We start from the raw sequence: 21,194 nt of genomic DNA, 5'->3' as shown, positions 1-21,194 counted from the left end.
AGACCGTGTAGCGTCGCACGCTCGCGTGCGATGTCCCAGTTTCTCGTACGAGACAGCCCGATCTTGGCGAGCAACGCTCGCGTTGCCTGATCGTACGGCAAGTGGAACATCGCACGCGAGCGTGCGACGCCACTAACTCAGTCAAGACACAGAAGGACGTTGCGTGGCAAAGGAGGATGGCTCCTTGAACCAGGCACTCAGGCTCGCCGACGTAGCGGCGCGGCTCCGCCGTGCTGTCACTCGACGCACGAACACGTCCCATGCGCATCTGAAAGCAACGCAGACGAGACGATCCACGGTGGAAAGATCACGCAATGGAACCCTATGGGGAGCGTGGTCGGACGAGTCACAGACAGCACGGCGGAGCCGCGCCGCTACGTCGGTGAGCCTCTCACTCCATCGCCTTCCGGAGCTGTTTTGGGACACACATCACCGATACCGCATCGGCGTGATGACTTTTGACAGAGTACTACGGTGTCCTCGCTACGCTCGACACAGGTCACCGGTTGCATAAAAATACCTCTATTTCCTCTTGACAATTAAATAGCAGACAGCTATACTCCTTATAGCAAATAGTTATGGGGACGAATATGAATCTGGCAGAAAAGATTAAACATTTACGCGATGTTGAAGGTGAGCTACGGGGGTTTAATCGTCCGATGACACAAATGGAAGTGGTCAAGACGATGCAGCAGGAACTGGGAGAAAGTATCAGTCAGGCGTACCTGTCGCAGTTGGAGAAGTCGAAGAGAGTGCATCTTACGGCATCGAGTCGGGAACTGCTTTCGCGCTTCTTCAAGGTGCATCCGGGCTATCTGGTGAGTGATCCTGCCGACTATAGCACGGATTTGCTGACTGAGATGGGTCAGGATAGCGATCGCCTGGGAACCTGGCTGATGGCGAGTGCGGCTGAATGGCGGGGCGAACCTGTGCTACACGATCTCTTACAGTTGCTCTCAGAAGAAGAGGAGCCTCGACGTTATCTGGCGGTCTTCCGTACATTTATGGAGTTGTCGATTGAAGAGCTTGAAGCGATTGTCGATGCACTCGATATGCAAGAGGAGATAGTGGAAGACGAATAGGTCCTGCTGATTGTATTTTTACTTTTATGCAACGTTTATACTCTATAGCGCAGTGCATCGGAGTGAAATATTAGTAGAACAACGATCCAGACTGGAAGAGCCAATTTCTCGTTCGATGATGTCATCACTTTATGCATCAGCTACTCTCTCTAAAAAAAGAAGGAAGGAAATGACGCAGAGACAGTACAATGTCCGCAGTCAACGAAGCTACACTCATCACTGGCAGAAGCGCCATCCGCTTGTACAACGGCATCCAGTGCTCGTTCCATTCATCTTGATTGGTAGCTCGCTCGCATTCGCCATCGCCAGCTATTATGCTGACAGCCTATTTCCTATCTTCGCAGTTGTTGGAGCTTCACCTGTCATGCCATGTCTCTTATTGGCGTGCGTGTCAGGAACATGCGGGATACTCACCGGTATTGTCAACATCATTGAGCATGTTGAGCAGCGGAGAGCATTCGCACTCGTATCTCCAGAAATAAAGGAGCAGCGCTATGATCTTAACTGATCCGCTTTCTTTGCTGTTTATTGGCTGTTTTCTGCTGGGTTTCCTTTACCTGCTGGTGAGCTCGCTCTTTGGCGGTTTAGCCCATAGTCATGGGCTGATACACCATGTCCATGTAGGCCATGTCGGGACTGGTCATCATCAAGCGGGAGGAGAAAGCCAATTTTCGCTTCTCACTGTGATTAATCCCAGTAGTGTAGTACTCTTTCTAATCGGCTTTGGTTTCTTTGGATATGCTCTACATATAAGTACATCTTTTACTATACCATTTATCTTAGCATTGGCATGTGTAAGTGGCTTCGTTGTAGCAACACTTTTACTGGTAATGCTCTCGCGTATCTTTGGAGAGAGTGAAGCCGCAACGGTTCAGGACGTTTCGGACCGCACCGGCTTATTAGGGAAGGTTAGCATCACCATCCAGGAAAATGGTATGGGCGAGATGCTCTACGTTTCCCCCGGAGGGATGCGTAAGAGTGTACCGGCTCGTAGTGTAGATGGTCGCCGACTCGAACGGGATCAAGAGGTTGTAGTGGTAAACTATCAACACGGCGTGGCAGAAGTTGATACCTGGGATCACTTTGTAAACCAGGAAGACGCCGTCAGTATTCCCTCTCCTGACTCCGACGATCTCGCCACCTTACGCGCCTTGCTTGAAGGTTCTGAAAAAACTGATTCTGATTCTGAATATGTTATGCGCAATGATAGTCATAAGGAGCAGTAAATATGGATCCCTTATTAATTTCCATTGGTATTGGCATCGTCGCCTTTGTGCTCATAGTCACCATATTCGTACGTGTATATGGAAGCCTCCTACGTAAAGTAGGCCCGAACCAGGCATTGATTGTCTACGGTCAGGGCGGTACACAGGTGATCACTGGCGGAGCCAAACTTGTGATTCCTTTACTGAAACGAGCCCAGGAGTTCTCTCTGGAATTGATGTCTTTTGATGTAGCACCACGTCAGGCTCTCTACACAACCCAGGGCGTCGCGATGAACGTCGAAGCCGTCACCCAGATCAAAGTGCGCTCAGATAATGAGAGCATTCTGACAGCCGCCGAGCAGTTCCTGAGTAAGACACAAAATGATCGAGAAAATCTGATTCGTCTGGTCATGGAAGGTCATCTACGTGGTATCGTTGGTCAGCTGACCGTCGAAGATCTGGTTAAAGATCCCGAAAGCGTTGGCGGCAAGATGCTACGCACCGTCACTCCAGATATGCAGAAGATGGGACTGGAAGTAATCTCCTTCACGATTAAAGACGTCCGTGACGAAAACGATTATATCGTCAATATGGGTCGTCCACAGATTGCTCAGATTCGCAAGCAGGCTGATATCTCCGCCGCTCTGGCTCAAAGAGATACACAGATCCAGCAGGCTAACGCCTCTCGTGAGTCGGCGGTCGCCCGTGCGCTCGCCAATCAAGAGCAGGTGAAAGCAGAAACCGAATCACTGGCCTTGCAGGCTGAGTCACAACGTAACCTCTCGCTGAAAAAAGCTGAGTTCGAGGCCGAAATCAAGAAGCAGCAGGCAACCGCCGACAAAGCTTATGATATCCAATCGAACATCACACAGCAGCAGGTAATCCAGGAAGCCGTACGTGTTACCGAGGTAGAGAAGAACGCTCAGATCCGCGTGCAGCAGGCTGAAATCCAGCGCCGTGAGTTAGAGTTGCAGGCAACGATCCAGAAGAGTGCTGAGGCTGAGCGCAGACGCGTTGAGACAGTCGCAACTGCCGAACGTCAACGTTTAATCCTGGAAGCTCAAGGTCAAGCTGATGCGGCGAAAGCTCGCGGTATCGGTGATGCAGATGCCAACCGCGCCCGTGGTCTTGCCGAAGCCGAAATTATTCGCGCTCGTGGTCTCGCCGAAGCTGAAGTCATTCGCGCCAAAGGTGAAGCAGAAGCCGATGCAATGAAAGTGAAAGCTGCCGCCTTCCACGAATACAATCAGGCCGCTGTACTGGATAAGCTCCTGACAGGCATGCCGGAAATCGTCCGTGCGATTGCTGAGCCTCTGAGCAAAGTCGATAAGGTGACGATCGTCTCCACTGGCGGCGATGGTGCACATAACGGTGTCGGAGCGAGTCGCCTCACAGGTGACGTCATGAACATGGTCGCTCAGGTGCCAGCTCTCTTCGAACTACTTAGCGGAACCCGCATCGGCGACCTGATGGACAACATCCCCGCGCTACGCACCAAAGAAGAGGATAAAGTCCGAGATCAGAATGCACAAGCCAATGGTACCGGTGCCGTTGATGCTATCGTCAAATAAGTCGTAATACATAGCAGAGGGAGTAGATTCAGAGAGAAGCTACTCCCTCTAGCCAGACAGGAGGGATGCCATTGTCGGTAGCCCGCATATATGCAAAAATCAGACAATAACTACATACAATAACTACTGGAGATAGCTTATGAACTTGTTGGAACGTGTCCTCACCCTGCTACGAGCAAACCTCGACTCGGTAGCCGAAAAGTCCGCCGAGCCAGAGAAAGCTCTACGACAACTTCAGCTTGATATGCGTAATCAACTTGTTCAGGTAAAGACTGAGGTCGCCAAAGCTATCGCAGAAGGTCACGTGTTGCTGAAACGCATCCAGGCGAAACAGGCAGAGGCGGATATATGGCTGAAAAAGGCTGAGGCTGCCGTCCAACAAGGGAACGATACGCTGGCACGTCAGGCACTGATCCACTACAACTCGATCAACAAGATCGTCGGACGGTATCAGCAACAAAAAAAAGAGCAGGAACAGCTCGTCGGAACTCTGCGCCATGCGCTCCAAAAGTTGGATGAAAAGATCTCCGAGGCGGAAACAACGATTGAATTGCTGGCAACCCGCAAGCGCAATGCCCTGATCCAGCAACGCGTGTTCGAGGCTTTACAAAAGGTAGGACATAAAGATCTTGAGACCACAAAAGTCAAAGAGACCTTGCTGAATGATGAAGCACGAGCGCAAGCTCTGGCCAGTCTGGATCAAAGCAACGTAGACGACGAACTCGATCAATTGAGCAGCGAACAGGCTATCGAGCAGCAACTCACTAACATCAAAAGCAAGCAGCAAAGCGTAAAGCCATCCGTAGAAAATGAGGTGCGACAACCTAAGACAGGCCCACTGGTACCTCTATCCTCGGACAACTGGACCACCAATAAAAAGCGTGTCAGACCTCAATCCAAAGCCGTCAACCCCTCAACGGAAGTATCGACGGATAAAGATCTCGATCTCGAATACCTCAAAAAGCTGTTTGAAGCCTCACGACATTTAGATGCCTGAAAAAGATGCCCTTGTCATGATTGGTGGTGCTGCTACGAGCATGCGTTATGTATGTGCCGCCACAGATGGTTGGTTCAGTGAAACAAGATGGCGAACAGGACCATAATGGCGATGACGATGACTCCACCAATAATAAAAGAGTACATCTTATTGGGCTCTTCCTCTTCTTCTATGTGTACCACCGGCTCTGTCTTCTTACTCATCACGATCATTCCTCCTTCTACAAAATCAGCGTAAAGCTGCACTAATAGTGTCCTCAAGATTTGCCATCGTCTCCATACAATCGCCTGGGTCGGCCTCTCGCGTCGTAATCAAGATCTGGAAAGCTCTGACGTCGCCAGTAATCATGCGCATCAGGAGATGACGATCTCTACTGGTGATAATTGTATGCTCCAGTGGACCCCATCCTTCCTGGTCAAAGGCCGCCAGAAAAACACTTTTTTGCATATTGCTCAAGGCACGAGCTTGTTTAGAAATATCCATATCATCCATCGTCACCTGAGCAATCGACTGTCCATCGACGGTGACGATGGCGGCGGCGATGAAGCCCGGAATCGAATATCCCAACGTCTGCAAGGCGGAGACGAGGGTGGCATAATTACGCCGTGCCGCCTCCTGCGCCTGCTTGATACCGGCCGATAGCTGGACGTCTGACTGCGCAGGAGATACTTCTGCCGGCGCTGGCGCTGGGTTTCTGGGCACCTGAACATCAGGGATGGGGAGGTGCTGGCTGGCATAGATCGAGCTCAAGGAGTCAGAGGAGCCACTTCGGTCGATCGGTGGCAGATAAAACTCGGGAGAACCACTCATCTCGACCGGAACGCTACGCAAGATGGGAGTAGAGTTACTCATCTCGACTGGCGATGGAAGATAGGGATCAGATCCCCATTCAGCAGACGATGGATGTAATCTTCCGGCGTTCGATATCTGTCCGGTCGCCGACCGCTCGGGTGGACGAGGAGAGACATGTTCGTTTGTCACAAGCGGCTCGTATGTGGGCGTAGTGGGCAACGGCTCATATGTCGGAGTAGTGGGCATCCACTCACTAATATTCGTATCGATCTGTGGCGTGGTAGGGACAGGTGGAGTCCCACCCACCTGGAAATTCTGCGTCGTGCGCGGTATAGCTCGTTGCGAGGTCGTGGGCTGATCGGTCAACCAACCAGGCAGATCGGAGCGCTGATTCTGAGCATTGGCTCGCGCCTCGATGGTGGATGATTGAGCATTCATACTTTGCAACAATTTATGCAATTCATTGCCATCCAGAGCCAATGTAGAGGCAGCCGAGGTATCACTATCAAAAGAGCCCGGCGAGACTTGAGGAGGTGCATCAACACGAGGCAGGTGTCCGGTATTCTCCCACCACTCCTTATCAAAGCTGGAGGTGGCTGCATTGGGCTGCGCAGGCTTCTGCTCGCCCAGCTTACCTAACCATTCTGGAGATGCCATGGGCGCGGGCGTCGCAGACATGGGAGCTGGCGTCCCGGCCGGCGGTTCGTACTCGGTAAGGACCGCAAAAGGAGTATCATCGATCTCGTCAGAAAACGGGGATGAGAGAGAGGGACCGCCAACGGTCTCCATCTCGCCGCTGTAAGGCTGTTGGTCGGCATATTTGGTGCGATATTGCAATGCCTGAAAGATGAGACGCGAGAGCGGCTGCTGGACGTTCGCGGAGACTTGCTCGTTCCAAGCTTGCTGAGTCACAGTCCCATTTTTGTGCGCCGCCAGGGCAAAAAAGGCTTCATCTCCACGCAACACACCATACTCGGCCCAGATCAGATCACCATTCTGAAAGCGAAGCACTCCTCGCTCCTCCAGACCAGTATTGATCAACAACGTGATGCTTTTATGACTCATATTGATGATCTGGATCACATCCAGCAGATCAAAGGAGTCCAGGCTGGCCGAAAAGCCCGTTTGCTGCAACAGGCGACGAAGTTCTTCCTTGAGCAAGCGGATATCTAAGGGCATCTCAAAATAACTAACGGCACCACTCTCGAGAGCCTGCATACGTACCGAGGCCGAACCGGCATCTCCGAGCATGATCATACGTGTACTGGCACGATATGCACGCAACCATTGAAGCAGCTCAAAGCCATCAGTAACAGGAGTCTTCAAATCGCAAATGACTACATCATACTCTTCTGACCAAAGGATACGCACTGCATCCGCGCCACTCGTCACCCCCAGTACCACGTAGCCATCCTTGCGAAGAGAGTTGACTAAATTCTGGTTGAAGGTCTCTTCACCAGCGACCACAACAATGCGCCAGACATCAGACATTATTTATTACCACCTGAAACAGACTCGGCTATTCTAACCGTATCAAAGCAGACCAAAAATAGTGTATCGACAATAAGCGGTCACAGAAATTCGCTCTCCTGCGACGTAGATACATCGCCTTCTATACGCTTATAACCTGAGCGATGGTCTTACGCGGCAAGCCAGAGCAGTCACGTCCCTGTGCAATGCGCACCAGCCGAGATTCTATGATTACTCGGAGAGTGTATCACGACACTGTAGGGTTGGCAAGACAAATAGCAGCAGGTACCACGCAACTCAAGAACGCGATTTGTAGGCTATTCATCGCACGTGCTATACTCGACACAGCGAACGGTCTCCGAGCAGAAAAATCATCGTTCAAGGCATCCGTTCGCGTCAATGCTGGCACAGGCGCCACAAGAAAAGGAGTATAGCACATGACACAAATAAATAATCCACAAGATATATGGAAACAACATGCGGCACTGGCCGCAGCCGATCTCGTCACCGATGGCATGATCATCGGCCTGGGGACAGGCACTACAGCGAACTATCTGATTCAGACGCTGGGAGAACGGGTACACAATGGACTGCACATCGTGGGAGCCGTTCCCAGCTCGCAGGCCAGCGCCGAGCTGGCAGCCAGCGTCAACATTCCCATCACGTCCCTGGATATCTATCCCGAACTCGACCTCTATATCGATGGCGCAGACGAAATTGATCCACAGATGCGTCTGATCAAGGGAGCTGGCGGAGCACTTTTACGCGAAAAGATCGTCGCATCGGCCGCCAAGCGCTTCATCGTCATCGCAGATCCCACCAAAAAGGTCGAGCAGCTCGGACATCTCTTCCCCCTCCCCGTCGAAGTCGTGCCACTGGCAATTCATCCGATCACGCTGCGCCTGACAAAGCTAGGAGCTCTGGTCAAGCTACGTCAACGCAATGGAACCACCTTTATCACCGATAACCATAACGTGATCCTCGACTGCACTTTCCCCGATGGTATCAGCGATCCAGCCGAGCTTGACGCCAGCATCCACAGTATCGTCGGCGTGATCGAGACCGGACTCTTCATCAATCTCGCCAAACAGATCATCATTGGCGGACCCGAGGGAGTCGAGATCTATCCCCAATAGTATACAGTAGAGAAAGAGGTGTCATCAATGCGCATAGTTCGCACCGTGCAAGCGATGAGGCATGAACGCGCACAATGGACCAGTTCAGTTGGACTGGTCCCAACTATGGGCTATCTTCACGCGGGTCATCTCTCGCTCGTCGAGCAAGCGCGAGCCGAGAATGAACACGTCATCGTCAGCATCTTCGTCAACCCGACCCAATTTGGTCCTCACGAAGACCTCACAGCCTATCCCAGAGATATCGAGAGCGACCTCCAGATGCTCGAAGCGCTGCATGTAGATACAGTTTTTATCCCCTCGGCAGCAGAGATGTATCCAGCGAGCTTCGCAACCTATGTCACGCCGCAAGGACCTCTGGTCGAGATGGGCGAGGGAGCCGTGCGTCCCGGACATTTTCGTGGCGTCGCGACGGTCGTCCTCAAGTTATTTCAGATCACCCAGCCAGGCACAGCCTACTTTGGACAAAAAGATGCTCAACAGGTCGCAGTCATCGCCAGCATGATCGCAGATCTCAATGTGCCGATCGCCCTCCGTGTCCTACCGACCATCCGAGAAGCCGATGGACTCGCCATGAGTAGTCGCAATAGCTACCTCACACCGACCGAACGGGCGCACGCAACAGCTCTCTATCGAGCCCTTAAAGCCGGTCAGGAAGCCTTCACAAGTCAGCAGAAAACCTCCGCGCAAGAGGTCATCCAGGCGATACAAGCGGTCATTGCTCAGGTGCCAGAAGCGCAGGTGGACTATATCGACATCCGCAACCCTACCACCTTTGAATCCTATAGCATCCTGCAAGCTCCAGCCATCATACTGATAGCCGTACGCATCGGGAGCACACGCCTGATCGATAATTTTGCGCTCCAACCCGATGGCAGCTGGAATACTGGCACGCCAGCGAAGCATCCAGAGACATCTCATTAGCTTATCGCGTCCGTTGTAGACAAGCAAGCAGAAAGAACTACTAATGCGTACTAAAATGACAGTTCCAGCTATCAAAGCGCGAAAACAGGGTCCAAAGCTCACAATGGTTACGGCTTACGATACGCCGATGGCTCAGATCGTCGACAACGCCGGCATCGATATGATCCTCGTCGGCGACTCGTTAGCCACAGCCGTCCTGGGATATCCAGATACGCTCGCGGCAACCGTCGAGAGCATGATCCATCACAGCGCAGCCGTCGCACGCGCCCAGCCATCAGCACTCCTGGTCACCGACATGCCCTGGCTCAGCTATCACATCTCGCTCGAAGAGACTATACGCAACGCCGGCCGCCTGGTCCGCGAGGGACATGCCGAAGCCGTGAAATTAGAAGGCGGACGCAAGCGCTTACCGGTCATCGCGGCCCTCCTCGCAGCCGAGATTCCTGTCATGGGACATCTTGGACTCACCCCACAATCGATCCATGCCATGGGCGGCTATCGCGTCCAGGGAAAAGAGCTTGAGGCTGCTCAGGAGCTCATCGACGACGGCAAAGCCCTGGCCGAAGCAGGTGTGTTCGCGCTGGTCCTGGAAGGCATCCCAGACGTACTCGCCGAAATCGTCACGCAGGCTATCGACATACCCACCATCGGCATCGGCGCTGGACCCTCCTGCGACGGACAGGTGCTGGTCTTCCATGACGTCCTGGGCTTTAGCTCGGATCATCATCTGCCAAAATTTGTGCGCCAATATGCTCAACTGGCTCAACTGGCAACCGAGGCTCTCCAGCACTATAGCGCCGACGTCCAGTCCGGCACCTTCCCCGCCGATGGCGAGACGTATCACACAAATAGCGATGTGGCGAAAAAATTACGCGAACTGTATTAAAATCCAATGGGATGATAACGATGTCCCTGTGACTCGTACAAGCCTGCTGGATCTCGCAGCACCGCGCTGGCCTGCCTGATCGTACGTGGAGTGGGACATCGTACGCAAGCGTCCGACGCTACGATGTCTTCGCTTCGCTCGACACTCATGCAACCTGATCCTCCACGAAGCCTATCCGATAAAAAATGAATCACCCTCACGACAGCCGATATGAGTGGATGGCAGAAAAAGCCCTTGACTTTCAGGATATCTTCTGGTAGTATTATTACTAACAACGTTAGATTTACTAATGGAGATAGATAAATGGGTATCAAAGAGAGGCGCGAGCGCGAAAAGCAAATTACCAGAGAGAGTATTCTGACTGCGGCACATCGGATTGCGCGGCAAGATGGATGGTCTGCGCTCACAATCCGCAAAGTGGCCGATGCCATCGAGTATAGTACACCGATGATCTACGAGTACTTTGCTAATAAGGACGAGATTCTCCTGGAATTAATGCGTGAGGGCTATCGGCAACTCATCGCCAGTACGCAACAGGCTCGATTCTCGACAGAGGATCGTCGAGAACGTCTCTTCAAAATCGTTGATGCATACTGGGATTTTGCTCAGAACAACCCGGAACTCTATCAAATCATGAATGGGCTGGGAGGCGTCCCACTTGATATTCAGGAAACAGCGCGTGTAGGACGCGAGGCTGGCATGGTCTCACTGGCAGCATTAGAGGATTGGGCACAGGAGCAGGGGATCGTTCTGGAAGATGCTTTTGGCTCAGTTGAAATGGCCTGGAGCCTGATGCATGGCCTGGTGAGCCTGACGATGGTTGAGCGTATTGAAGGAGGAGAGCCAAAAGCCAGGCGGTTACTGCACCAGGGCATTGAGGCACTGCTGATCTGGGGAACGATGCAGCAACACACTGAATGAGTGGTTTCTCGCCCTCTTCAGACTCCTCTCATGTTCCCCTTCTACGAAGAGCGCCATTGAGAATAGCCAGCAAGGAGCCAAAAAGCAGACAGGAAGAAATTTCATTATTTTTTTGCTCTTTATCTACTGCCATTAGATTTTATACCATCGTTAGATTATCTTCTGGACAAAAAAGAAAGGATAGATTATCATGTTTCCAAAATCACTTGATCCCCTCTACATTGCGCGTTCACTTACGATAGGGGCCACGGCCACTGCCGTCTTCGGCACCATGTGGGTTGCCCAGGGGATCAATGCGCTACAAGCTTCAGCACAGGTGACGCTCTTGCTTGCCGGAGCCCTGGCACTCCTCACACTGAGCATGATCATTGCATGTCTGCGTCTCTTCATAACGGCACGCCAATTCCCTCCCGTCGGTGACCAACGGGCGATGAAGCAGGCAGGCCAGTACATCACCATTGTGAGCATCATCCAGCTCGTCGCCAGTGTCGTTGGGCCGATACTTCTCACACTGTGGGGGTACGCATCCCTCGCATTACCAGCAATTATCGTGTCCGTTGGTCTCTTCATGCTCGCCCTCGCGCCTCTCCTACGACTCCCACATTACTCTCTCGTAGGAGGTCTCCTCACGGTTCTCCCCATTGTCAGCGTCTTGTTCATGCCAGAAACAGGAGATACGCTGCCAGGCTGGGCAGTCACCAATGGGATCGTCTGTGGGCTTATCAATCTGGGTTCAGGATGGACAAATATAGTGCTCACCAGACGTCTGCGTCGTGGTCAAAGCAGGCAATCTCAAGCAATCACCGTCCAGCGTTCTTCTAGCCGCCTGCTTCGTGGATAAGCTGGTGTGAAAACGGATGCGCGTGATACTTCGAAAATAATAAATTGCTATATGTCATGTTCACCTGGAGCGTGGACATTAGAGAGAAAGGAACCTTCCATGGAAAATAAAGATCAGGAATTGCACGTCATTTTCGGAACTGGTCCGGTGGGGATCACGCTGGCTGAGCAGTTGAGGGACTCAGGCAAGCGGGTACGTCTAGTGAATCGCAGCGGCAAGGGGCATGCTCCGGCAGGGACTGAACTGGTGGCTGGCGATGGGTTACAGTCGGAGGTCGTTCGTACCCTCTGTCAGGGAGCAACTAACGTCTACCATTGTGCTAACGTTGCCTATGACCAGCAAGTGACTGTTATTCCTCGCTTACAAGAGAGCATGATAGAAGGAATTGCGCCGACTGGAGCCAAGTTGATTGTGACGGATACGCTCTATATGTATGGACAGACCCATGGGCAGGTCATGACAGAGAGTAGTCCATATGCCGCCACCACACGCAAGGGGCAGATGCGAGCACGGGTTGCAGAGACTTATCTCAAAGCCCATCGCGAGGGCAAAGTGCGTGTTGCCCTTGGTCGATCGGCTGATTTCTTTGGTCCACGTGTCCTCAATTCGTCGTTCGGAGATCGCGTCTTTCCCGCTACACTGGCAGGCAAATCGATCCAACTCTTAGGTAATATTGATCTCCCTCACAGCTATAGCTACATGGGAGATGTGGCGAGCACACTAGCACTGCTGGGAGCACGCGAGGAAGCGCTGGGAAAGGTCTGGCATGTGCCTGTGGTAACTCCGGTAATCAGTCAGCGCGAGATGGCTCAACAGGTCGGCAAGGCACTTGGCAAGCCGATCCACATTCAAGCTCTCCCTAAACTAGCCATTCAGGCTGTTGGCCTGTTTAATCCAGTCATGCATGAGATGGTTGAAATGTTTTACCAATATACTGAGCCACAAATTGTTGATGCCAGCGCCATTGAGCAAGCGTTTGGTCTGTATGCCACACCTCTAGAGGATGCCATTCATGCCACCATCCAATGGTATCAGCAGCAGCAGGTCAACACAGCGAGCGTGAGCGTTTGAACACGAGTCACCCCTAATCAATAACGAATGTTGTCAATTTTTGTTCAGCAGAAAAAGAGAAAAATAATGGATCTTCGTTTACAGAATAAGGTTGCAGTTGTCACAGGAGCAAGTAAAGGAATAGGGCTAGCTATTGTTGAGGCTCTGGCTCAGGAAGGTGTGCGCGTGGTAGCGGCAAGTCGTGGATCGAGTAATGAACTGACCAATGTGGTAGAGCGCTTTTCAGTGCTCCCTGTTGCGGTAGACCTCAGTACGCCTGATGGTCCAACACAACTCATAGAGAGTGCAGTCAGTAGATTTGGGAGAGTTGATATCCTGATCAATAATGTTGGTGGGACTCCTATGCACGCTGGTGGTTTCCTCTCTATCAGCGATGGCGATTGGTATCAGACCTTTGATATGAATGTCATGAGTACTGTGCGAGCGTCGAGAGCTGTGTTGCCGCATATGATTGAACATGGGGGCGGGGTCATTATCAATATCTCCTCTGTGAATGCGCATTTGCCAGTTGCACAAATCACAAACTATTGTGCAGCGAAGGCCGCTGCCAGCAATTTGTCAAAAGCTTTAGCGGAAGAGTTCGGCCCCAAAGGTGTGCGCGTCAATACTGTATCTCCAGGAGCTGTTCTTACTCCACAATGGGACAGCGATGGAGGAAATGCCGATATAATGGGAAAGGCATTCGGGGCAGATCGAGAGACAGTCTTAAGCCAGTTACCAAAGTTGAGCAATATGACCATCGACCGCATGATTCAGCCCGATGAGATAGCGGCTCTCGTCGTATTTCTGGCATCAGATCATGCAGCCGCAATACTTGGTGCCGACTATATCATAGATGGTGGCACACTCAAAGCAGTACTTTAGAGAGAAAGAGACGACCAGAGGTAGCTTCCATACCTGATCAATTCATCTGACAAAAATGTATCCTATTGATCAAGGTCTGGGAGTTACTCAGTGGTCACCAACTTCACACCTTCGTATGAAGCGGCAAAAAGAATCCATAGTCCTCACTAAAATTTTTAAATACCTCAAGGAATAAATGTTGTACCTTTACAACAGTATCAATATCTTTCCCTATTTTTGTATACACAATTAATTCTTCATTCTCCTGATCAAAGACAAATCTATCTACCTCAAAAGCCCCTTCAATATCAATAATAAATGCCATCACAATTATTACATCCATTGGAGAGGAGACTCTGGTCCTGTAGCAAGAGGGAAAGAAAAAGTTTTTCCAACAATAGTCAGATGCATTGTATTCTTATCAAAAGTATATGTATAAGGCGGCTCAACAAACTGAGACCATAACAGTTTTCCCGCAAGGTCCCAAACTGCAATTTTCATCTCTGCGCTCATCATAATATATTGCAGATGCCTTTCCCAGGAGAGAAAACCAACATCTGCTTTTACTTCAGATCGTTTCACAGGGGGATCTAATTGGTACGCAAGAACACTCTCTCCGGCTCCAATGTAGACTGTACTAGTTTCAGGAACAAAAATCATAGCAGGTATAAACGCTGGCTCAGATGGAGCATATCCTAAAGCAAGAACTAATACATATTTCCCAACTGCTCCAGCACGCTGCACAGCAAGAAAACAGATACTACTATCAACAGGATCTTTTTCTCTTATGTCCAAATTAATCTCATCAATAAGCTCAGCAAAGGGAAGATACAAATCACGATACATGGTTGGGAGGTCGCCAGAAAAAAGGTGAAAATTGTATCGGCCTATATGGCATATAAACATTTCACTGCTCCAAAATTATAACTGCAACTCCATTGAAAATCCTATCACGACTCCTCTTGGGCCTCAGAAGGATGAGAGAGCTTATCAAACTTCACTTCCTTTTGCATCCCGACAACCATTCTCTCGTGCAAGAGGGACAGGATCAATATAGTAAAACATCTTCCCACTTGCAAGTTCTTCAGAACATAGATGTTGGGCATCTCTCTTTGAGAGATATTTTTGTTCCGAGAGTTGTATCGGAGCAACTTCAGGGGCAAGCTTTGGAGCAATTTCAAATGATGCCCACGGCCCAAAGTTACCACTTGAGTCTTCCCATAATATTTGAGCGGATGTAGGGAGACAGAGCTCATACACATCTTTGGTCAAGGAAAGAATATGCAATAACCACTTGCGAGCTTCTTCCAATGAGAGGAGTGCAAAGTCAGCACCAGGCATATTAAAGGAAAACGTAAAAAGAGAGGTGCCTTTGTTCCAACTTGAGACCAGCTCAAGAGTCCTTGAATCATCACCCTCCCCAAACCAGAAAACGGCTAATAGGCCTTCTTTCCTCTCAGCATATATTTCATCCCATAACGCTGTAAAGTTGTTATTGACCGTGTCCCATCCTCCTGATGAAAGATAATATCCCCACCCCTCCGGAGATTGTGGAGATGCAAATTGAAAACTATAAGCCCACAAACGTTCAAACAGTAATGGCCACCAATAGGCCGGTCCTCTTTCTGTTTTGAGGGAAAAATCGCATTGCAACGTTCTAGCCATAATAACGTTTTCCTCTTTCTGTTTCAAGTAAGGCCAACATATGGAAGAATAATTGGGCTAACTCATTTACCTGAACAGCTTTTTTGGGAGGTGGTTAAGAGTGTCGTACTTAAATTGAGCTCGTTTCCAACATTATTCTACATTTTGTTTGGATTGTATGCTACTTATGGCATTTTGTGCATATTCTCTCACAGAGCTGCGAGGATGATTGGTATAAGGTTTTATAATTGGAATATAGCTTTCTTTTTTTGAAAAAGCCAAAAACACTAACGCTTCTAACAAGTCATCGATACTCAATTGATCTAAATGAGCGATAAGATGATCCCAGGGTATAAATGGACTAACACCTCGATAACGAATTGCTTGCGAAATGGCGTTAAAGAAAGATTCGCGAGCAGATGGACGCGTCGTGACGACTGCATAGTCGACAAGAAGTGCCACAATCTCAACAAGATCATCCATGGAGAGCGAATGATCATATTCAAAGAAAATGCCAAGAGATATTAACGCACTATCCAGGTCATCATCATCCAGGTGATGTGACGTGTATTCCTGGCAGAAGTGTTGTACATGTGTGATAATGTTCATTGCAACCTCCTCTCATCGTACCAAAAAGATTTCCTCTGTGCCTAGAGCAGTCCAGGATGATAAGCGTCCCTCCTCTCCCACCCTAAAGACCTTTTCTCTTGAATACCCCCTATAGCCATTACTGCATCATCCCTCACAATCTTGTTGGGATGATGTATGTATTTTTCTAATATTGGAATGTAGTTATCCTTTTTAGAAAAGGATAGAAAATAGAAAGCCGACAGTAAGTTATCAATACTCAATTGATCTAAATGAGCCACTAAATCATCCCAATTGACAAATTCGCTCACCTGATTATAGAGGATTGCATCAAAAATAGCTTCAAATAAAGACTCCCTCGCTGATACACTATCCGTTGCAAGAGCATATTCAGTAAGCAGAGAGACCGCAGTGACAAGATCGGCGGTTGAAAGCGAATGATCTACTTCAAAGCGATAGGAGATATTCGCTAATTCTGAGTCAAGTTCATTTTCATCCATGGGTTTTGCAATGTATGCTTGATAGATATTCATGATATCTGTGACCATACTCATCTTATCCCTTCCTCTCAACGCGAAAAAGAGAGATCTCACACTCCTAGATTAGCTCTTGTCTGCACATTAAAAACGTCATTTCCATTATAAAACTGAAGAGAATCGTATCTCTTCAGTTTTATACATCAAATAGACAACTTGTCCATTTAAAGTGAGATAAGCACGCTGGTTCTGATCCTTTTCCCACGAGGGTTCCATGCTTCAATAAAAGATGGAAGCTCATTCTGTGGCACAGCCTGCTCTATAATTGCATCCGCTAAGCGCCTGTCTTCAATAATAGCGATCGTCGTTGTGGGTAACAATGGAATATGAGCCACCCTCACGTCATCAATGGTACAACTTTTTTGGCCTCCCAGTACATGTGTAGGTATTCGTCCTCCTCTTACTGGATCAGCGGGAAGTCCCTCGTTACGCCGGATTGTATTCACAGAATGGGGATCAACAGCCTCCTGTATAGCATCATCTCCTTCAAAAACAAGCACAGAATTCGTTCCCACTGAACAGATCTCCATACCTATTGATATACACTGCCAGGTCGTGCAAAATAGACCAACGTGCTGCGGATCATCAATCACAGCAACGGCAGTATCAACAAGGATTTGAGGCGTTGGAGGTCGCTCATCAGCAGAAGAAGATCCCAGCGCGTATAGGACTCGGGACGCAAATTTCAAGGCAATGCTTCGTTCCTCCTGGTGCTCTCTCAGATGCCTGCCAATGCTTGCGTTGGCGAGAATACCACAGCCGCCAATACTGAGAGCGATCCATGCTCTGCCAGATCGGGTTTCCAAAACAATCTTTTCCACGAGTTCAAGTGGTTTAGGTAATTCTACTATGATTTTTCCTCGATCAGATCTATGCTATCCATAGCTTCAATTTTATTCTGACGGAATGGCAGTAAGACTATTTCTTTCACTACATCAACAAATCTTATGGAAATGCTCCTCTTACACAAACATATACATATATTTGATTCCTACATTATCATAGCAAAATATGCATCTGACGTGTAATATATTCTTGATCTTTTTCCATACTTTTACTATGCGTGAGTTTGCTCATGAATACAAGGGGTAGAGCCCTTCTGAGTAGTATACGCAATTTTATCTTATTTCCTTGTTAGAAATTCGAGCACTTCTTACTTCTTGTGTTCAATAGTTATGTGAAGAAAAAAAGACTCCCACCAGCAATGTCATATCATATGTTCATCATAAGATGCTTTACTCAAGAAAACGAAAAACTTCTTTTCCTCCTACATAAATAGGCATAGGGTCAGGGATGAATATATATTCTCCATCTACTTGTGCAAATTCTTTCCAGGTTAACTTTTTTTCAAAGAATTTTAGTGTATCTAAATGGTCTTCATATATTGTTGAACTTACTTGTAAAAGTGGTTGAGAAATAAACTCTTCATCCCAATACATATGAATTGAGCAAGGCATACACAATTCATACAGGGAAATTCCTGCTTTGAGAAAAAAGTAGAAACGATCTTTACCATTTTTATCCCAAAAATGCGTATCATCGAGAGTTATACAGATTTCCCAATGATCATGAACATGTTCCTTCACAGAAACCTCACAATCAAAGGAGAAAGAGGTAACAGGAGATGTATACCAAAATGAAACAAGTGGAGTATCACTCGTGGAATAGAGTAAATTCCAAAGTTTTTGAAAGGAGCCTTCCTCCTCTTTCTCAAAAAAATAATTGCCTGCTTTTCTTTCTTTTTTTGGATTATAAAATTGAAAGGAGGCTTGATGCATTCCTTCAAAAACAAGTGTCCACCAGTATGCTTGTTGGACTAGATGTCGTTCTTTTTCAATCGTCATGCATAAGTAATGCGACATACATAAACTCCTAAGTCTTTTTTGATTGATGTTTACCTATACTATATAGATAAACAGAATTTGATCCTCAAAAGTAAGCCACCAAACTTATGATAATTTCTATATAAAGTACTGACTTACGAAACGCTGTAGGTTTAATTAAATTACCAAGCCTCTACTAGAGACGCGTAAATAAATCACCTTGAGCATTTTTATATAGCTGTTTCTATAACGAAAAATCATAAGTTGGTGTTTTTTTCACATAAGGCGATTTTACAAGGTAGTATTCCAACTCAACACTCTAAATATCTACTGAAGCCCTTCATTATTCTCCTGATGTTTCAGTACTGAATTGAATTACTATAATGTTATTGCTTTGTAAAAAGCGATTTAGAGAAGCACTAAATTGGCTAGTATCACCATCATAAGCTAAGTATACTTGCCTGCCATTGGCACCTTCGACAAACTTAGTAAGTTGTCTAATTCCTCTACCACCCAGTGAAAGTTTACTGGGAACTGATCCATCTGGATTTGCACCAGTTACTTCAATAATGGCATTAGGTATCTCAATATCAGGCTGGCTTTCCGGAGGGCGTGCCCGTATTTCCGGAACAGACGAGTCGACTCAAGGCATGGATTGGGGGGCGGTCTGGCGGCCTCCCGAAGCCGTTGGGAGCGTCGTGCTCAGGTTGAGCGTGTTTCCAACATCGTCATACGTTTTGGTCTGACTCCAGATGATCGTCCCGCTCACAGTCGCGCTATTGCTCACCGGACGCTGAATCCCATCGTAGCTGTCCACGGTCGAAAAGACCGGTGTGGGTTGAGCGATCAGCGCCGCTGCTCCTCCCATGGATAATCCAGCGATCTGTCCGGCATTGGTATAGCTGGCCTGTCCCACCAGAAAATTGACGGAACCGGTGCTCGTTGGAGTCCCAAAGTAGGAGGCGCGATAATACCCGTTGGTATCATACTGAGCCGTCAACGCTTCGCCATCGGGATAGATCAAGGTGGTAGGCTGTCCCATGTCGTTGTAGGATAGCTCGACCGACTGTGTCGTAGTGGTCCTATCTGCAATCACCAAGAGACCACGTTGATCGGTCTCTCCTCATTGATCATAGCTACTACACTCCCAGTCGCTGTCTGCTGCTGAGCCAAAGGTTGTCGCAGTGGCCTTCCCCACGGAATCGAGGGTGGGTGAGTTGTAGATAACATATCTATGATTGACGCTTTTTTGCAATATCCTCATTAAAATAAAATGGACCATAAAGGACCCCATCAACTACATCCAAAAATTGTAATGCTTCCTGTGTGCCTCCCCATACGCGAAACGGCCCCATCATCTTCGACACCAACTGGAGCTGTTTTTGACAAACCTCACATGGCATCTCGCCCAATCGATGATACACATACATCTCATTGATATTTCCTTGTTGACCTGGAAACTTGATCCCCTTTGCAATCAGATTCTTCGCCTCAACGAGACACCTGCCTTCGGCACATGTTACAAGTCCAAAATCGCTATCAAAAATGGGTGATGTCGTGTTTCTTACAATTGGATGATTGGGGTCACTTGTATTCAATAAAACTGTTGCGATTGGCCCTTCATTACTGGCTTTTTCACTCATGTCTACCACCACCTTTGTCTATCTCATCAAGGACAGAAACTTTATTCTTTAAACATTCAAAGGACGCTTGCCCTATCAGCTAGTGAAACGTTTTTATCTACGCGGAAGGTTTTTTTTGTATTTTCCATAACTTCACGGTATTATCCATTTTCTCAAAGACTCCTGTTTTCGACGCTGGATATTCATACCGCCCGACACCAGTTGTCATAATCAACTTGCCATTTGGTGACCAGTCAATCGTGCCAATCACAGTGCTGTAAGAAGCAATCTCCGTCGGGTGCGCAGTAAATACAAGTGTTGGAGTGGGATCTTGATTTTCTGCATCCCAGATCCACACAGTGCCATCAGCATGCGCAAGCGCAAAATACATTCCATCAGGAGAATATACAATGTCCGCGATGCCCGCAAGAGTTCTTGGCATTTCAAAAGATCTTACCAGATCTAAGGAAAAAGCATCAAAAATCCGAACCATACACTCCCTGTCTGAAGCTACCGCCAAATATTGCCAATCAGGCGAATAGCAAAGCTCTTTCACAAGAGAACTTTGTGGTAACATCTCAGGTGCAACTGTACCGCTCCATCGTATACTGTACTGTATCTCTCCTTTGTTCAAGATTTCTTCTATATCATAGAATTGTACCGCCCCATTCCTTGTAAACCATTCAACGGCGAGACGTTGTCCATCAGGCGCAAAAGAAACATATGATATCTTCGGCCTAAATCCTGTTTGGGTACTATTTGGAGGGGGTTCAGATGTACAGAGAAGAGAGAATGTTGTCACATCCCAAAGCGTCAGTACGCCAACAATATCTATCACCACAAGATGTCTCGTATCAGGAGTAAATATGACTGCCAGAGCACTACTGTCGTGAGACAGATCAGTGATCCATGTCCCCTCAGATATCCATAAACGGACTTTTCTTCCAAAGATTCTATGCTCGTAAATAGAGACAATCAGACGTCCATCTTGAGAAGCTGTGACATATACGGTCTTCGTTTCAATCACGCAGTGAGAAACGTAACGGTGTTGATGATCTCTTTTCCAAACATGAATGGCACCAAAATCATTGGAGACGATCAGGCGACCATCCTGAAAAAAATGGGCACGAAGCACTGAGTTATCGTGACCCTGCAAGGTCTGATAGAGGCGCACAACTATTTTGTCGGGAATGCCCTCAAAGATTTATCATTCATGCATTTTGGCTTCCGATCAATCAACATAGT

Annotated in this window: 26 protein-coding genes; 13 read left to right on the top strand and 13 right to left on the bottom strand. The window is 48.4% G+C overall.

Annotated elements, in window-relative coordinates:
• Positions 1-163 precede the first annotated feature (163 nt).
• The 6 genes from AC27N8_RS28760 (at position 164) to AC27N8_RS28735 (ending at position 4,855) form a co-directional block, all read left to right on the top strand.
• Positions 164-514 (top strand): hypothetical protein, encoded by a 351-nt coding sequence (locus AC27N8_RS28760; RefSeq protein ID WP_487071928.1) that lies wholly within the window; start codon positions 164-166, stop codon positions 512-514.
• Positions 515-590: 76 nt separating this feature from the next.
• On the top strand, positions 591-1,082 hold the full coding sequence (locus tag AC27N8_RS28755; protein WP_487071926.1) for a transcriptional regulator: 492 nt from the start codon (positions 591-593) through the stop codon (positions 1,080-1,082).
• A gap of 169 nt (positions 1,083-1,251) precedes the next feature.
• Positions 1,252-1,590 carry a hypothetical protein gene (locus AC27N8_RS28750; protein ID WP_487071924.1) on the top strand — a complete coding sequence of 113 codons (339 nt, stop codon included), beginning with the start codon at positions 1,252-1,254 and terminating at the stop codon, positions 1,588-1,590.
• Entirely contained in the window at positions 1,577-2,308 is a 732-nt protein-coding gene (locus tag AC27N8_RS28745) for an NfeD family membrane protein (protein ID WP_487071922.1), read from the top strand. Before AC27N8_RS28750 ends, AC27N8_RS28745 begins: the two co-directional genes overlap by 14 nt.
• 2 nt (positions 2,309-2,310) lie before the next feature.
• Positions 2,311-3,858, top strand: coding sequence for a flotillin family protein (locus tag AC27N8_RS28740; protein ID WP_487071920.1), 1,548 nt, complete (start codon positions 2,311-2,313; stop codon positions 3,856-3,858).
• A gap of 139 nt (positions 3,859-3,997) precedes the next feature.
• On the top strand, positions 3,998-4,855 hold the full coding sequence (locus AC27N8_RS28735; RefSeq protein ID WP_487071918.1) for a PspA/IM30 family protein: 858 nt from the start codon (positions 3,998-4,000) through the stop codon (positions 4,853-4,855).
• A 74-nt stretch (positions 4,856-4,929) separates the two neighbouring features.
• On the opposite strand, the gene AC27N8_RS28730 is transcribed toward AC27N8_RS28735, so the two are convergent.
• Positions 4,930-5,058 (bottom strand): hypothetical protein, encoded by a 129-nt coding sequence (locus AC27N8_RS28730; protein WP_487071916.1) that lies wholly within the window; start codon positions 5,056-5,058, stop codon positions 4,930-4,932.
• A gap of 25 nt (positions 5,059-5,083) precedes the next feature.
• Positions 5,084-7,138, bottom strand: a complete 2,055-nt coding sequence (locus AC27N8_RS28725) for a response regulator (RefSeq protein ID WP_487071914.1) — start codon at positions 7,136-7,138, stop codon at positions 5,084-5,086.
• A gap of 416 nt (positions 7,139-7,554) precedes the next feature.
• On the opposite strand from AC27N8_RS28725, the gene rpiA reads away from it, so the two are divergent.
• Genes rpiA through panB form a run of 3 tightly spaced genes read left to right on the top strand, consistent with a single transcriptional unit; the run spans position 7,555 to position 10,060 of the window.
• Positions 7,555-8,253 (top strand): ribose-5-phosphate isomerase RpiA, encoded by a 699-nt coding sequence (rpiA, locus tag AC27N8_RS28720; protein ID WP_487071912.1) that lies wholly within the window; start codon positions 7,555-7,557, stop codon positions 8,251-8,253.
• A 27-nt stretch (positions 8,254-8,280) separates the two neighbouring features.
• Entirely contained in the window at positions 8,281-9,174 is an 894-nt protein-coding gene (gene panC, locus AC27N8_RS28715; RefSeq protein ID WP_487071910.1) for a pantoate--beta-alanine ligase, read from the top strand.
• A gap of 43 nt (positions 9,175-9,217) precedes the next feature.
• Complete coding sequence (gene panB / locus AC27N8_RS28710) at positions 9,218-10,060, top strand: 3-methyl-2-oxobutanoate hydroxymethyltransferase (RefSeq protein WP_487071908.1); 843 nt, start codon at positions 9,218-9,220, stop codon at positions 10,058-10,060.
• On the opposite strand, the gene AC27N8_RS28705 is transcribed toward panB, so the two are convergent.
• Positions 10,057-10,209, bottom strand: coding sequence for a hypothetical protein (locus tag AC27N8_RS28705; protein WP_487071906.1), 153 nt, complete (start codon positions 10,207-10,209; stop codon positions 10,057-10,059). The genes panB and AC27N8_RS28705 overlap by 4 nt on opposite strands.
• A gap of 154 nt (positions 10,210-10,363) precedes the next feature.
• Here AC27N8_RS28705 and AC27N8_RS28700 point away from each other — a divergent pair, with 154 nt between their 5' ends.
• The 4 genes from AC27N8_RS28700 (at position 10,364) to AC27N8_RS28685 (ending at position 13,757) form a co-directional block, all read left to right on the top strand.
• Complete coding sequence (locus AC27N8_RS28700; RefSeq protein WP_487071904.1) at positions 10,364-10,981, top strand: TetR/AcrR family transcriptional regulator; 618 nt, start codon at positions 10,364-10,366, stop codon at positions 10,979-10,981.
• A 190-nt stretch (positions 10,982-11,171) separates the two neighbouring features.
• Positions 11,172-11,822 (top strand): hypothetical protein, encoded by a 651-nt coding sequence (locus AC27N8_RS28695; protein ID WP_487071902.1) that lies wholly within the window; start codon positions 11,172-11,174, stop codon positions 11,820-11,822.
• Positions 11,823-11,921: 99 nt separating this feature from the next.
• Positions 11,922-12,893: an NAD-dependent epimerase/dehydratase family protein gene (locus tag AC27N8_RS28690; RefSeq protein ID WP_487071900.1), complete on the top strand. Its 972-nt coding sequence runs from the start codon at positions 11,922-11,924 to the stop codon at positions 12,891-12,893.
• Positions 12,894-12,959: 66 nt separating this feature from the next.
• The gene (locus tag AC27N8_RS28685; protein WP_487071898.1) at positions 12,960-13,757 is read left to right on the top strand and encodes an SDR family NAD(P)-dependent oxidoreductase; all 798 of its coding nucleotides are present in this window, start codon (positions 12,960-12,962) and stop codon (positions 13,755-13,757) included.
• Between the two features lie 103 nt (positions 13,758-13,860).
• Here the strand turns inward: AC27N8_RS28685 and AC27N8_RS28680 are convergent, their stop codons facing one another.
• From AC27N8_RS28680 to AC27N8_RS28635, 10 genes are all read right to left on the bottom strand, one after another.
• Positions 13,861-14,064: a hypothetical protein gene (locus AC27N8_RS28680; RefSeq protein WP_487071896.1), complete on the bottom strand. Its 204-nt coding sequence runs from the start codon at positions 14,062-14,064 to the stop codon at positions 13,861-13,863.
• Positions 14,065-14,069: 5 nt separating this feature from the next.
• Complete coding sequence (locus AC27N8_RS28675) at positions 14,070-14,582, bottom strand: hypothetical protein (protein WP_487071894.1); 513 nt, start codon at positions 14,580-14,582, stop codon at positions 14,070-14,072.
• Positions 14,583-14,726: 144 nt separating this feature from the next.
• Positions 14,727-15,401, bottom strand: a complete 675-nt coding sequence (locus AC27N8_RS28670; protein ID WP_487071892.1) for a hypothetical protein — start codon at positions 15,399-15,401, stop codon at positions 14,727-14,729.
• Between the two features lie 132 nt (positions 15,402-15,533).
• Positions 15,534-15,989 (bottom strand): hypothetical protein, encoded by a 456-nt coding sequence (locus tag AC27N8_RS28665; protein ID WP_487071890.1) that lies wholly within the window; start codon positions 15,987-15,989, stop codon positions 15,534-15,536.
• Between the two features lie 41 nt (positions 15,990-16,030).
• On the bottom strand, positions 16,031-16,522 hold the full coding sequence (locus AC27N8_RS28660) for a hypothetical protein (protein ID WP_487071888.1): 492 nt from the start codon (positions 16,520-16,522) through the stop codon (positions 16,031-16,033).
• Positions 16,523-16,668: 146 nt separating this feature from the next.
• Complete coding sequence (locus AC27N8_RS28655; RefSeq protein WP_487071886.1) at positions 16,669-17,310, bottom strand: hypothetical protein; 642 nt, start codon at positions 17,308-17,310, stop codon at positions 16,669-16,671.
• Between the two features lie 429 nt (positions 17,311-17,739).
• A complete protein-coding gene (locus AC27N8_RS28650) occupies positions 17,740-18,366 on the bottom strand; it encodes a hypothetical protein (protein ID WP_487071884.1) in 627 nt (208 codons plus the stop codon).
• A 604-nt stretch (positions 18,367-18,970) separates the two neighbouring features.
• The gene (locus AC27N8_RS28645) at positions 18,971-19,423 is read right to left on the bottom strand and encodes a hypothetical protein (RefSeq protein WP_487071882.1); all 453 of its coding nucleotides are present in this window, start codon (positions 19,421-19,423) and stop codon (positions 18,971-18,973) included.
• A gap of 136 nt (positions 19,424-19,559) precedes the next feature.
• The gene (locus AC27N8_RS28640) at positions 19,560-19,970 is read right to left on the bottom strand and encodes a hypothetical protein (RefSeq protein WP_487071880.1); all 411 of its coding nucleotides are present in this window, start codon (positions 19,968-19,970) and stop codon (positions 19,560-19,562) included.
• Between the two features lie 97 nt (positions 19,971-20,067).
• Positions 20,068-21,084: a WD40 repeat domain-containing protein gene (locus AC27N8_RS28635; RefSeq protein ID WP_487071878.1), complete on the bottom strand. Its 1,017-nt coding sequence runs from the start codon at positions 21,082-21,084 to the stop codon at positions 20,068-20,070.
• Positions 21,085-21,194: the final 110 nt, after the last annotated feature.

The sequence above is a fragment of the Dictyobacter sp. Z7_2 genome (assembly GCF_057551105.1).
This window is presented reverse-complemented; position numbering and strand designations above follow the sequence as displayed.

Excerpts from the sequence above, each read along its gene's own strand:
- AC27N8_RS28755 (WP_487071926.1), top strand. The coding sequence starts at position 591 with ATGAATCTGGCAGAAAAGATTAAACATTTACGCGATGTTGAAGGTGAG.
- AC27N8_RS28750 (WP_487071924.1), top strand. The coding sequence starts at position 1,252 with ATGACGCAGAGACAGTACAATGTCCGCAGTCAACGAAGCTACACTCAT.
- AC27N8_RS28745 (WP_487071922.1), top strand. The coding sequence starts at position 1,577 with ATGATCTTAACTGATCCGCTTTCTTTGCTGTTTATTGGCTGTTTTCTG.
- AC27N8_RS28740 (WP_487071920.1), top strand. The coding sequence starts at position 2,311 with ATGGATCCCTTATTAATTTCCATTGGTATTGGCATCGTCGCCTTTGTG.
- AC27N8_RS28735 (WP_487071918.1), top strand. The coding sequence starts at position 3,998 with ATGAACTTGTTGGAACGTGTCCTCACCCTGCTACGAGCAAACCTCGAC.
- AC27N8_RS28730 (WP_487071916.1), bottom strand. The coding sequence starts at position 5,058 with ATGAGTAAGAAGACAGAGCCGGTGGTACACATAGAAGAAGAGGAAGAG.
- AC27N8_RS28725 (WP_487071914.1), bottom strand. The coding sequence starts at position 7,138 with ATGTCTGATGTCTGGCGCATTGTTGTGGTCGCTGGTGAAGAGACCTTC.
- rpiA (WP_487071912.1), top strand. The coding sequence starts at position 7,555 with ATGACACAAATAAATAATCCACAAGATATATGGAAACAACATGCGGCA.
- panC (WP_487071910.1), top strand. The coding sequence starts at position 8,281 with ATGCGCATAGTTCGCACCGTGCAAGCGATGAGGCATGAACGCGCACAA.
- panB (WP_487071908.1), top strand. The coding sequence starts at position 9,218 with ATGCGTACTAAAATGACAGTTCCAGCTATCAAAGCGCGAAAACAGGGT.
- AC27N8_RS28705 (WP_487071906.1), bottom strand. The coding sequence starts at position 10,209 with ATGAGTGTCGAGCGAAGCGAAGACATCGTAGCGTCGGACGCTTGCGTA.
- AC27N8_RS28700 (WP_487071904.1), top strand. The coding sequence starts at position 10,364 with ATGGGTATCAAAGAGAGGCGCGAGCGCGAAAAGCAAATTACCAGAGAG.
- AC27N8_RS28695 (WP_487071902.1), top strand. The coding sequence starts at position 11,172 with ATGTTTCCAAAATCACTTGATCCCCTCTACATTGCGCGTTCACTTACG.
- AC27N8_RS28690 (WP_487071900.1), top strand. The coding sequence starts at position 11,922 with ATGGAAAATAAAGATCAGGAATTGCACGTCATTTTCGGAACTGGTCCG.
- AC27N8_RS28685 (WP_487071898.1), top strand. The coding sequence starts at position 12,960 with ATGGATCTTCGTTTACAGAATAAGGTTGCAGTTGTCACAGGAGCAAGT.
- AC27N8_RS28675 (WP_487071894.1), bottom strand. The coding sequence starts at position 14,582 with ATGTATCGTGATTTGTATCTTCCCTTTGCTGAGCTTATTGATGAGATT.
- AC27N8_RS28670 (WP_487071892.1), bottom strand. The coding sequence starts at position 15,401 with ATGGCTAGAACGTTGCAATGCGATTTTTCCCTCAAAACAGAAAGAGGA.
- AC27N8_RS28665 (WP_487071890.1), bottom strand. The coding sequence starts at position 15,989 with ATGAACATTATCACACATGTACAACACTTCTGCCAGGAATACACGTCA.
- AC27N8_RS28660 (WP_487071888.1), bottom strand. The coding sequence starts at position 16,522 with ATGAGTATGGTCACAGATATCATGAATATCTATCAAGCATACATTGCA.
- AC27N8_RS28650 (WP_487071884.1), bottom strand. The coding sequence starts at position 18,366 with ATGTCGCATTACTTATGCATGACGATTGAAAAAGAACGACATCTAGTC.
- AC27N8_RS28640 (WP_487071880.1), bottom strand. The coding sequence starts at position 19,970 with ATGAGTGAAAAAGCCAGTAATGAAGGGCCAATCGCAACAGTTTTATTG.